Below are 12,134 nucleotides of genomic sequence, written 5' to 3' on the forward strand. Positions count from 1 at the left end.
AAGACTCATCTCGAGGGCGGTCGGGTTGGGAAATCGGAGGAATGCTGTGGCGCAGCGATATTCGGAGCGGCCGGAGTCCGATGGTGGGGGCCCGTTCCCGACGTCGGCTCAGTTGCGGAATCGCTCGAGCTTCGGCCCGCCTCGGATGTCCGTGACGGTGCAACCTCGCCCGGAACTGTGCGCAGTGCTCGATTCGGTCGTCGTGAGTAGTGTCCGCGGGATCGTCCTCGTCGTCGCGCCGGCCGGCACGGGGAAGACGATGTTGCTCGCAGACTGGATCGACCGCGGCGCCGAGGTCGCCGAGTCCGCGGTTGCGTGGATCACGCTCGACGTCCTCGACGACGACCCCGACGAGTTGGCTCGCAGGATCGGGGCCGCCGTCCAGGCGGCTTTCGCATCCGTGGGCGCCCAGATTTCAGCGGGGGATGGGTCGCACACCGAACTCCTCCGGCAGGTCCGGCGATCCGGCCGATCTACGGTCCTGGTCCTCGACGATGCGCACGTGCTCGTCGGGCAGGCGGCACTCGGTTGGTTGTCCGACCTTCTCGATGCGGCGCCCCCTAATCTGACGGTTGTCCTGTCCGCGCGGCGCTCACCGGATCTGCCTCTCACGCGATTCGCGGCCGAGGGCTCGCTGGTCTGCCTCGCGTCCGAGGATCTCGCGTTCGACCGCGGCTCCGCGGCAGCAATTTTCGCGGAGTACCGCTGCGCCGTATCCGACGCCGAGCTCGATGCCGTGCTCGACCTCACCGGCGGTTGGGCAAGTGCGGTGCGGCTCGCGGCGATCAGGCTCAGCACGGTCGGCGACGTGACGAGCGGTATTGCCGATCTCGCGCGGTACCCGCAACGGATTTCGGACTTCGTGATCGGGCAGGTTCTCCACGGGTTACCCGGCGAGCTGTTGCGTTTCGCGCAGGCAACCAGTGTCGTCGACTGGTTCACACCTGACCTCGCGGAGGAGCTCGACGAGGCCGGTGTGGACCGAATCCTGGCCGTTCGAGAGCAGTACTGTGTTCCCCTGCGGCGGGTTGTCGGCGATGGCGAGCTTCGGTATGCGTGGCACCCCCTGCTGCGGGCGCACCTGAGGTCGGAGTTGCGCGCGACGGACCCGAAACGGGCTGCACGCCTCCATGCCGTCGCGGCCCGCTGGCTGCTGGCCTCACGGCAACCGCTGGCCGCTCTCGCGCACCTGCTCGAGGCATCGGACGACTCGGCGGTCGAGGACTTCGTCTTTCTCCACGGCGCCGCGGTCGTTTTCGACGGCCACGCGGAGGAGATGTTCGCGAAGCTCGGCGTTCGGTACGGTGACCTGCCGGGGGTCCGGTACCTGCGGGCCCTTGCAGCACTCGAGCAGAACTATCCCGATGCTGCTCGCGCACACCTCCGGGGTGTCACGTCGGCCGATACCGAGGGTCGGCACCGCGACGTCGCCGACGCCTTCGCCGCGGCGCTCACGGTCGAGATTGCCGTGATCGGCGGGCAGGTCATGCCGGTGGACGAAGTCGCCAGGTTGGACGGCTGGACCGGATCGGCCGGCATCGATCTCGACTGCTACATGACCGTCCAGCGTTCGGCTGCGCGAATGTTCCTGGGCGACTTACCTTCGGGTGAGCGACTCCTCCGGGAGGCGCTCACCCTCGCAGAGCTCGGAGCTCATCCGCGTCTGGTCTTGCGTTGCCTTGCAAGGCTTTCGGTGCTGTCGGGCATGAAGGGCGACCTCGCGACGATGACTGCCCGTGCCGAGCACGCGCTGGACTACGCAGTCGATCGAGGGCTGACCGACCGTATCGATACGTTCCAATGTGCGGCCGCGGTGTGCATGGACACGATTCTTCGGTGCGAACAACTGCCGGTCGACAGTGCGGCCCACGCCGTCGTCTCGGGAAACGCACGCCGTCGGCGCCCGGACGGGACCACGGCCTCCATCTCGGGTGGCCACTCGGAGGTCGCGTTCGCGATCCTGCGTGCTCGGCAGACGCAGAATCCGTCGGCCGAGGACTCGGATGCACTGGCAACGGCCGTGGTCGGCCTGCTGGGACGAGGACCGCAACAGGGTTTGAGCAATGCCCTCGTCACTCCGGCACTGGCCGTGCTGCTGGATGCCGGCAGGGTGACCGCCGCGACGGACGTCGTCGATCTGGCAAGTCGAGTCTTCGGCGAGATCCCGGACGTCACGGTCGCGCGAGCGATGGTCCGGATCACCGAGGGGGACGTCGCGTCCGCGCGGGACCTGCTGGCCCCGGTAGTCGACTCCTCGCGTCAGCTGCATCCGGCTCTCGCCGTCCGGGTCTGGATGCTGGACGCGGTCGTCGCGCGCCGCCAACGTCGGCCGGACGACGCAGTGGTCGCGATTCGGCGCGCACTCGAGATCGCCGAGCCGTTCGGAATCGTCAGCCCGTTCGTCGACTGTGCCGGGGACACCGCCGAACTTCTGGCCTCGCTGCCGGCGGGAGGGGCCTACGGCCAGTTGTTCGTCGACAATGTGCGCTCGAAATTGGTGGATGCTCACGGAGGTCGCAATCCGGGCCTGACGCGAAGCGAGAAGGTGGTGCTCGGTGAGTTGCGCACCGGCAAGCAGTTGCGTGTGATCGCGAAGGATCTGCACGTGTCGCTCAACACGGTCCGCACGCATACCCGGAACCTGTACCGCAAGCTCGACGCGTCCAGTCGGGCGGAGGCGGTCGAGACCGCGATGCGCCGCGGGCTGATCTGAAGTCGACTGCGCCCGAGCGGGACGACGGAGGAACGCCGTCGGCGCCACCCACCTGTCCCGGGCTGGTGGGAGACGGTGACCGCTCCCACCAGCCCAGCCTCAGTGCGCGAACGCTGTCGCGGAGTGATCCGTACCCGTCCGGAGGCGCGCGATGACGTCCTTGATCGACACGGCCAGCTTCCAGGCGAGGTCGCGGCTGAAGCCCTCGCGCAACACGATCCGCAACACCGCGACGTCCTCGGCGTCGGCGGGCATGGTGTACGCCGGAACCTGGAACCCCCGGGCCCGCAGTTCGTGGGAGATGTCGAAGACCGTGAACCCGGGGTTACCGACGACTTCGAAGGACAGCACCGGGATTGCGCTGCCGTCGGTGATGATGTGCATGTTGTCGATCTTCGAGATCTCCGCCGACAGCATCAGGGCCGTGTCACGGAGGGACTCCATGATCTGCGTGTAGCCGGCGACACCCAGTCGGACCAGGTTGTAGTACTGCCCGACCACCTGGTTCCCCGGACGTGAGAAGTTCAGCGTGAAGGTCGGCATGTCGCCGCCGAGGTAGTTGACGCGGAAGACGAGTTCCTCGGGCAGGTGGTCCTTCGAGCGCCACACGACGAAACCGATTCCGGGATAGGTCATCCCGTACTTGTGCCCACTGACGTTGATCGAAACGACGCGCGGGATCCGGAAGTCCCAGTGCAGTTCCGGATGCAGGAACGGAACCACGAAGCCGCCGCTCGCTGCGTCCACGTGGATCGGGACGTCGGGTCCGCCACCGGACGCGATCTCGTCCAGCGCCGCGGCGATCTCGGCGACCGGCTCGAGCTCTCCGGTGAACGTGGTGCCGAGGATCGCGACCACGCCGATGGTGTTCTCGTCGACGGCGTCCCGGACCTGCTCAGGCGTGATCACGTAGCGGCCCTTCGCCATGGGCAGGTACTTCGGCTCCACGTCGAAGTAGCGGCAGAACTTCTCCCAGACGACCTGCACGTTGCTGCCCAGAATCAGGTTCGGCCGGGTCGAGTCCTTGCCCTCAGCCTGCCTCGCCGCCCGCCACCGCCACTTGAGTGCCAGCCCCGCGAGCATGACGGCCTCGGAGGAGCCGACCGTCGAGACGCCCGTCGCCGACGTCGGATCGGACTCGGACAGCCCCTCGGCGTTGAAGAGTGCGGCCACCATGTTCACGCAACGAGTCTCGATCTCGGCGGTTGCCGGGTACTCGTCCTTGTCGATCATGTTCTTGTCGAACGTTTCCGCCATCAACCGGTCGGCCTGTGGATCCATCCATGTGGTGACGAACGTGGCCAGGTTCAACCGCGAACTGCCGTCCAGCATCAACTCGTCGTGGATGAACCGGTACGCGGCCTCGGGTTCGGTCTCGGCTTTGGGCATCCGCAGGGCCGGGATCGGATCGGTACCGAGTCTTCCCGTGTACGCCGGTGCGAGTGTCTCAGCGGGGGCGACATAGCTGTCGGACATGTTCTCCTCCGATACTTCGTGCGAACGATCTTGGGGGACTGGTCGAGACGGTGCGCGATAGCGAGACGGTCAGGGGTCAGGCATCAGACCTCCACAGGCGGGTAGAGCCGTTCCATCGTGTAGCGGCGGTTGCGGCGGACCGAGAGCGCGCTGGCGGTGAGGCAGGCCAGCAGGATGCCGGTGAGGACGGCCACCGCGATCCACAGCCGCGAGTCGACGTGTTCGCCGACTGTGAGCTGGCGGAGACCGTTCACCGTGTACGTCATCGGGTCGAACGGGTGGATGATCTGGAACGGCGTCGCGGTCGTCTGCACCGGGTAGATGCCACCGGCCGAGACCAACTGCAGCATCAGGAACGCGAGGGTGACCACGCGGCCGACAGCGACTCCGAACACGGCGTTGAATGCCTGGATCATCGCGAGGTACGTCGCGGAGATCAGCATGAGGAACAGGATCGTGCCGCCGACGTGCTTTACGTCGAGTCCGACACCGAAGTGCACGACCGTGTACATGACGATCACCTGGAGGATGCCGACGAGGAGCGCGGGCCAGTACGACGCGAGCACCGTGCGGTACAGGCCGACTCCGCCGACGGTCGGACGAGACTGCAGTGGCGTCAGCAGCATCCAGGTGATGATGCCACCGACGAACAGTGCCAACGACAGGAAGAACGGCGCGAAACCCGTTCCGAAGGTCGGCGCGACGTTTGTGTAGTCCTGTTTCAGCGCAACGGGTGTCGACAACGTGTCGGCGGTCGCGGTGCGCTGCTCGTCCGTCCAGCTCGGCACCTGGCCGGCGCCCTTCTTCAGCGCGTCCGCGAGTTCCGTCGACCCGGACTGCAACTCGGTGGTGCCGGACGCGAGTTGATCGGCGCCGGTCGCGAGCTGGAAGCTGCCGGCGGTCAACTCACCCATGCCCTGGCTGAGTGTGGCGGCCCCGGAACTGAGCTGATCCGCACCGTCGCGCAGTTGGCGGACGTCGGACGCGATCCCGCCGTTCTGCAGCATGGTCAGGCCGGTCTGCAGGGGACTGTTCGGATCGGTCAGCTGATACTCGAGTGCCTGCGCGTCGGTGTGCAACGCCTCGAGTTCTCCGCGCAGGTCCTCGGCTGCCACCGGAGCGGCGACCGCGGACGTGAGCGGCCGGAGTGCGGCGACGGCCTGCTGCACCACCGGGTCGGCGCTCGTGTTCAGCACCTGGACGACGTCGTCGATCGCCTGCGCGGTCTGCGGTCGGGGCGCCGACTGGGGAACGCGGCCTGCGAGATCGGCGAGCGACTGCCGGAGTTGGGCGACCTGGCCTCCGACGTCCGGGAGTGCGCCACTGTCCAGCGCCCGCAGCAGTGGGTCGGCAACTCCGTCGACCGCGGTCGCGAGCTGGGATGCGCCGGCGGCCAGGGCGTCGGAGCCGTTCCTGGCCGTGACCATGTTGTCGGCGAGCGTGTGCGCACCTGACGCGAGTTGCTCGGCGCCGCTGTGTGCCCGGTCGATGCCGGACGTGAGTTGTTCGGCGCCGGCCGCTGCTTGCTCGAGGCCGGATCCGGCACTCTGCAGACCGGTGAGAACCTGGCCGACACCCTGCGCGCCGATCGTCGAGTTGATCTGATTGATCACCTGCTCCGACGCATCCTGGCCGATAACCGTCGCGAGGTAGTTGTTCGCGTCGTTGAATGTGAAGACGAGGTCGGCCTTCTGGGGGTTGTCGCCGTTGGGCGAGTCGACGGCTTCGCTGAAGTTCGCGGGGAGGGTGATCGTGTAGTAGTACTTTCCGTCGGCGAGCCCCTTCGCGGCGTCCTCCTCGGACACCTCCGCGAGATCGAGCTGACCCGATGCGATCAACGACTTCACGACCTGGTCGCCGGCATCGAGTGACCGACCGTCCGAGGTGAGGCCGGTGTCGTTGTTGACGATCGCGGCGGGGATCTTGTTCACCTCACCGAACGGATTCCAGAAGGCCCAGAGGTACATCGCACCGTAGAGCAGCGGCATGAGGATGATCGTGATGATGGCGATCCGTGGCATGGTGCCCCGGAAGTATCGCTTCGAGTCACTGCCGAGAGATATTCCTGCGAGCATCCGGCTACCTCGACTCGTTCGTCACGCCGATGTCGCCGGCGGCCAGCAGATCGTGCATGTCGACGACGGCGCGGACGCCGCAGTCGGTCGGCAACGGGTTCACGTCGGCAGTGATCACCGACTGGCTCTCGCCCAGCGCCACGAGGCGTTCCAGCATGGTGCTCCGTTCGACGTCGTCGGCGATCTTGTCGATCCTGCCGACCACCAACAGTCGCGGTCTGCGGGTGTTGGCGACTGCGATCCGCAACAGGAGCTGCTGGATCTCGGGGAGATCGTCGACGAAGGCCCTCAGCCCGGGCAGCGGTACCGGCCCGAAGACCTCGCCGCACATCGCCTCGACTTCGGTCAAGCCGACTCGCGGAACCAGCTTGTACCAGGGGGACTGCCATCTCAGCTGCTCGGTCACCAGGTCGCGGACGGTGACGGACGGCCGCACCTCGTCGAGTTCGTTCAGACAGGCGATCGCCGAATTGGCGAACACCGCATGCGGTTTGTCCTTGAAACCGAGAACCGTCAGCGACCCGCCCGACAACCGCATCCGCCCGCAGAGGGCCATCAGTAGCGCGGTGCGCGCGGCTCCGGCCGGCGCCGCGAGCACGGTCACGCCGCCGATGTCGATATCCAGATCGAGCGGGCCGAACACGTGGCCCCAGGGGCCGTGGAGTTCGATCGCTCTGGCAGACAGCAAATTCCCTGAAATCACCTCGCGCGGGGTGGGATACCCCTCGATCTGTGTCTCGACCACCGTGCACTCCGTATTCTCGCGTGGTTCGACGAACATCCGCGTGTCCCGGTACTGCCTGTCCAGCCTGAGAGTGATCCGACGTCGGGGGTGGTGACGCTGCCCGAGATCGGCGGTCACAGTGAGTTCTTGACGACCTCACCGTTCTTGACGATGGCCGAGAGGCTCTTGCCCGGATCGGCAAGCAGACTCAGGTCCTCGATGGGATTGCCGTCGACGAGCAGCAGGTCCGCCCACGCACCGGCGGCGATCACGCCGAACGGCGCCTCCCGGTAGGGGTCGCGCTCGCCGGCGAGCCGGAACAGTTCGGCGTTGGTGGACGTCAGCATCCGTAGCGCATCGATGTTGCTGTAGTGGTCTCCCAGCCTCGCCGCCATCTCGCTCTGACGAGCGGCGATCTGCGGCTCGAGGAGCAGGTCGGTACCGAACGCGACCTTCACCCCGTGCTTCCGTGCCCAGCCGTACACCTTGTCCACGCCGGTACAGATCTGGCGGTCCTTCTCGGCTCGAGTGGGATCCGGGTAGTGATGATCTCCCAGCGCGAACGGCTGCATCGACAGCCAGACATCCCTCTCGGGCATGAGTGCGATGGTGTCCTCGTCGGCGAGGTGCCCGTGCTCGATCGACTTGACACCGGCATCGATCGCCCGGCGGATACCGGTGACGTTGTAGACGTGGGTCGCGACGTAGGTGCCGTAATCGGTCGCCGCGTCGACGGCGGCTCGCAGTTCGGCGTCGACGAACTGCACGGTGTACAGCGGGTCGTACATCGAGGCGGCACCACCGCCGACCATCAGTTTGATCTGCGAGGCACCCTTCTTCAGTTGTTCTCGTACCGCGGCGAGGACCTGGTCCACGCCGTCGGCCACGCGCATGAAGCCGATCTCCTCGGCGCGGCTCTGGCGGCCGCCGAGCCCGGTGGGGGCCTCGTAGACGAATCCGAAGTCGCCGTGCCCGCTGGTCTGCGAGATTGCGGCCTGCGACGGGTAGATACGCGGGCCCTGGAACAGTCCCCGATCGATGACGGACTTGATGCTGCCGGTGTCACCGGCCATGTCGCGCACCGTGGTGAAACCGCGCAGCAGCATGTTCTTGGCCTCTGCGAGGCCATTGAGCGCGATGTGACTCTCGGTCCCCATCACCATGTCCACGTACGTGTTGGCGTTGCCGACGAGATGTACGTGCGCATCGCTCATTCCGGGCATCAGCACACGTCCGCCACCGTCGATGACGACGGTCTCCCGGCCCGGCTCGTCGCCCACAGGCCCCGTGGACACGCCGACGACCTTGTCTCCGTCAATCAGCACATCGCCGGCAGTCAGCTGATCGGATACGCCGTCGAACACCCGGACGTTGCGAAACAGTAGCCGCTTCTTTTCTTCCGGAACGGTTGTCATACTTCGGCAAGCTAACACCGGGCGTCTACGACACGGTCGAACCAGGACGGATCTAATCCCTGATCTCACCCTTTCCGTAACCCGTAGTACGACCTGCCCCACACATCGATCGGCTGTCGAACATGCTGGTGGGTGGGATATTTGAGCAAGAATGTCCGCTCGTCGAACCGCCGGATAACGAACTGATCGCGAAATCCTTTTTCGGACAATTGGTTCGAGGGTGAGTCGTCAGTTCGCATCGACGGGAACGCGTGACGGGCTACTGGACTTTCCGAGGAACATCACGGATGCCGCGAGGAAAAAGAGCGCGCCGACGAAGGTTCCGGAGTTCGCGAGAGCGGCATCCTCGACGCTGCCCGACTGGGTGATGAACGATCCGGCCGCCGACAGGCCGAAGGCGAGCGAGCCGAGGGCGTTCAGCCACCCGCTCTGCCAGTCACGCGAGCGCGGCTCCCAGAAGCGTCCGGCGCGCACCAGCATCAGGATCGCGAGGAAACTGCTGATCAGAAACCCGATCGAGCCCTCCGCGTTGGGCGTCCATACGTAGTGCTTCTCGCTCGCGATGGTGTGTGCATGCAGTGCCGCCCCGGTGCTGATGTTGAACAGGACGGTGCCGAGGAACTGGGTTGCGGCAGCCAGCCACTCCGCCCGGATCGCCGGTCTTCCCGCAACCGTCGTGGTAGCCGCACCGCTGAGAACGAGTTGGAGGAAGGCTGCGTAAGTGAAGAACCACGAGCCGACGAAGAACGCGGTGTTGGCGCCGACCGTTCCGAGCTGTGATGCCAACACCGGCGCGGATCCGAGTGCGAACAGCAGCGACCCGATCGTGAATCCCCAGGATTGCATGCGCAGAGTCGGGTGAATCAGCATGTGCCGCAGTATAGGTCGCGATCGATTCTGCAAGCGTCGAATCGGAAACTCGGTGCGGGACATCGAATAGCCGTACGCCCATGAGGTTTTCGGCGGGGCGGGGCTACTCGCTCTGTGGGCGGCTCGTCGCGGCGGTGGTTCGGACCAGCAGCGCGAGATGGTCGGCCGCGAGCCGGAGCGGCTCGTCGTCGCCGGAGACGCGACTCAACAGTTCGGCCCCCTCCAGCGTGGACAGGATCGTGCAGGCGAGTGCGGTCGAGTGCGCGGCGGAAAGTCCGCTTCCTGCGAGTTTCGCCGAGATCAGCTCGCGCCACTGGTGCAGTGCGGTGTCGGACGCCTGCTGGATCAGTGGCGAGCGGCCGATGATCTCGAGTGCGGTGGCCGCCACCGGACAGCCGTCGGTCCAGTCCGACTCGCGCAGCGTCTCGGCGAGAAGTAGTGCGCACTCCGAGACCGCTGCCGCGGGATCGTTGTTGCTGGACAATCCCTTTCGTAGCAGGTCGGAGAAGTCCTCGGCTCCGTGACGCAGCGCTTCGGCGGCCAGTTCCTCCTTGCCGGCGGGGAAGAAGTGATAGAGCGAACCGTAGGTTGCGCCGGCCTCCGTCGTGATTCGTTTGATGCTCGTCGCTTCGTAACCCTGGCGTTGGAGGAGTGCGGCGGTGGTCGTGACCAGCCGGGTGCGGGTGTCGGCGGGGCTCGGCTGTCCGGCGGTGGTGGGGTCTGATTCCTGCACGGTGCAATCCTACTAGATGGATCGATCGTTCTAGGGGCGTGCTACTGTCCTCTAGAACGATCGATCTAGTGGAGGTTCCGTGAACACAGTTCCCTTGTCCGCCAACCGGCCCGCGCTCGACGACCACCCGGGCTTCACGCGGATGTTCGCTCCGGGCCGACTGACGCTGGGCCTGTTCCTCCCGTTGTGGCAGTACCGGGGAGACATGCGTGCGATGGCGGGCCAGGGCGAGATCATCGAACGCGCCGACACGTCCGCCCTCGCGGCTCTCTGGGTGCGGGACGTACCGATGTTCGATCCGAACTTCGGGGACGCGGGTCAGGTGTTCGACCCGTGGACGTATCTGGCGTGGCTGTCCGCACGGACGAGCAGGCTCACTCTGGCGGCGGGCAGCGCGGTCTTCACGCTGCGTCACCCGATCGATCTCGCGAAGCAGGCCGCCTCGATCGACCACCTCAGCGGCGGACGACTGGTCCTCGGCGCCGCGTCGGGCGATCGTGCAGCCGAGTTCCCCGCATACGGAATCGACCGGGAGACGCGGGGTGCGCGCTACCGGGACGCCGTGCATTGGTTCCGCGAACTCACCGAATCGCAGCGGCCGAGCCTGGATTCGGGGATGGGACGGCTCGAGGGTCTGGAGCTGCTCCCCAAGCCGGTGGGCTCCCGGGTTCCGCTCCTGGTCACCGGTTCGGCTCAGCAGACGCCGGACTGGATAGCCGAGCATGGCGACGGCTGGCTGATCTACCCCGGCGACACATCGACGGCGCAGGGGGTGAGGGACCTCGGCGACAGGGTGCGTACGTGGCGGGGACGGATCCTCGGTGCGGGGTTCAAGCCGGTCGCGACCAACGAGTGGATCGATCTCACGGAGGACCCGCACACCCGACCGGTCGCGCTGCACAACGGGCTGGTGCTGCGCACCGGAACCGAGGGACTCCTGGAACTGCTGGGCCGCTGGCGTGATGCCGGCATCAACCACGGGGCACTGGGGGTGCAGCACGGTGCTCGGCCCGCCGACGAGGTGGTGGCCCAGCTCGTCGAGGAGGTGGCCCCGCACTTTCCGGCCCTCGCGGGCCCGCAGCCCCACGCACCGACGTGGTGACGACGGCGCGCGGGTGCGGACCCGCGAAAATCTGTTGCGCCGCGACACCGGTCGTGCGGTAGCTTCGCCGACATGTGTGGCATCGCAATGACGAAGTTCCGCCGCTCCTAGCGGCGGACGACCGATCGAACGGCTCCGCCGCTTCCGGATGTGATCTCGCCGAGCGGCCGGTTCGTGCTGCCCGGCTTCCTTCGAAGCTGTGGAGATTCCTCGATGCCCAGATACACCGACGGCCGCCACGAGTTGGGCCTGAACTACCTGTCGGATACGCGCGTCATCCGATCCTTCGTCGACCTCGTCGCCCAGACCTCCGGTCCCGTCGTGGAGATCGGAGCCGGGACCGGTGCACTCACGGTCCCGCTCCAGGGTCTGCGTCGCCCACTCACCGCGATCGAGATCGACGAACGCAACACGCGTGTGCTGACGGCACGGGTCGATCGCACCACCCGGATCGTGTGCGCCGACTTCCTCACCTACCGGCTGCCGAGGACGGCGCACGTACTGGTCGGGAACCTACCGTTCCATCTCACCACCGCGATCCTGCGACGAATCCTGCATGCACCGAACTGGACTCGGGCCGTGGTGCTGGTGCAGTGGGAGGTGGCCCGGCGTCGAGCCGGGGTCGGCGGTGCCACGATGATGACGGCCCAGTGGTGGCCATGGTTCGAGTTCGACCTCGTCCGCAGGGTGCCGGCGGCCGCCTTCGAGCCACGCCCAGGCGTCGACGGCGGGCTGCTGACGATCACTCGGCGAGTGCGGCCGTTGGTCGACATGGCGCGCCGCCGGCGCTATCAAGCCTTCGTTCATCGCGTCTTCACCGGGAAGGGGAAGGGGCTCCGGCGGGTGATCGGGGCCGTGCACCCGGCCGCGCGTGGCGCTCGGCTGGACGCGTGGATGGCCCGCCACCGGATCACCGACCGGGACCTGCCTCGGAACCTCGCCGCGGAGCACTGGGTGGAGTTGTTCGATATCGTCGACGGCGCCGCGCGGGCCGATCCCGGACTCCTCGGGTAGGCATGGGGGACT

General features: G+C 66.7%; 9 protein-coding genes. 3 read left to right on the plus strand and 6 right to left on the minus strand.

Features of this window, described 5'->3' with window-relative positions:
* Positions 1–202: 202 nt before the first annotated feature.
* The gene (locus AC1RIF_RS24025; RefSeq protein ID WP_492603890.1) at positions 203–2,713 is read left to right on the plus strand and encodes a helix-turn-helix transcriptional regulator; all 2,511 of its coding nucleotides are present in this window, start codon (positions 203–205) and stop codon (positions 2,711–2,713) included.
* 99 nt (positions 2,714–2,812) lie between these two features.
* Here AC1RIF_RS24025 and gad read toward each other — a convergent pair whose 3' ends face one another.
* The 6 genes from gad to AC1RIF_RS24055 form a co-directional block, all read right to left on the minus strand.
* On the minus strand, positions 2,813–4,189 hold the full coding sequence (gad, locus tag AC1RIF_RS24030; RefSeq protein ID WP_492603891.1) for a glutamate decarboxylase: 1,377 nt from the start codon (positions 4,187–4,189) through the stop codon (positions 2,813–2,815).
* A gap of 83 nt (positions 4,190–4,272) precedes the next feature.
* The gene (locus tag AC1RIF_RS24035; protein WP_492603892.1) at positions 4,273–6,264 is read right to left on the minus strand and encodes a YhgE/Pip family protein; all 1,992 of its coding nucleotides are present in this window, start codon (positions 6,262–6,264) and stop codon (positions 4,273–4,275) included.
* Between the two features lie 4 nt (positions 6,265–6,268).
* Positions 6,269–7,009, minus strand: a complete 741-nt coding sequence (locus tag AC1RIF_RS24040; RefSeq protein ID WP_492603893.1) for a hypothetical protein — start codon at positions 7,007–7,009, stop codon at positions 6,269–6,271.
* Positions 7,010–7,122: 113 nt separating this feature from the next.
* A complete protein-coding gene (locus AC1RIF_RS24045; protein ID WP_492603894.1) occupies positions 7,123–8,403 on the minus strand; it encodes a metal-dependent hydrolase family protein in 1,281 nt (426 codons plus the stop codon).
* A 228-nt stretch (positions 8,404–8,631) separates the two neighbouring features.
* Positions 8,632–9,273, minus strand: a complete 642-nt coding sequence (locus tag AC1RIF_RS24050; protein ID WP_492603895.1) for a hypothetical protein — start codon at positions 9,271–9,273, stop codon at positions 8,632–8,634.
* 103 nt (positions 9,274–9,376) lie between these two features.
* On the minus strand, positions 9,377–10,006 hold the full coding sequence (locus AC1RIF_RS24055) for a TetR/AcrR family transcriptional regulator (protein WP_492603896.1): 630 nt from the start codon (positions 10,004–10,006) through the stop codon (positions 9,377–9,379).
* A gap of 79 nt (positions 10,007–10,085) precedes the next feature.
* Between AC1RIF_RS24055 and AC1RIF_RS24060 the strand changes: the two genes are divergently transcribed.
* Both AC1RIF_RS24060 and erm read left to right on the plus strand, forming a co-directional pair.
* Positions 10,086–11,108 carry a TIGR03571 family LLM class oxidoreductase gene (locus AC1RIF_RS24060; protein WP_492603897.1) on the plus strand — a complete coding sequence of 341 codons (1,023 nt, stop codon included), beginning with the start codon at positions 10,086–10,088 and terminating at the stop codon, positions 11,106–11,108.
* A 213-nt stretch (positions 11,109–11,321) separates the two neighbouring features.
* Complete coding sequence (erm, locus tag AC1RIF_RS24065) at positions 11,322–12,122, plus strand: 23S ribosomal RNA methyltransferase Erm (RefSeq protein WP_492603898.1); 801 nt, start codon at positions 11,322–11,324, stop codon at positions 12,120–12,122.
* The last annotated feature ends 12 nt before the right edge of the window (positions 12,123–12,134 follow it).

Source organism: Prescottella sp. GW823-FHT02E09, assembly GCF_058797375.1.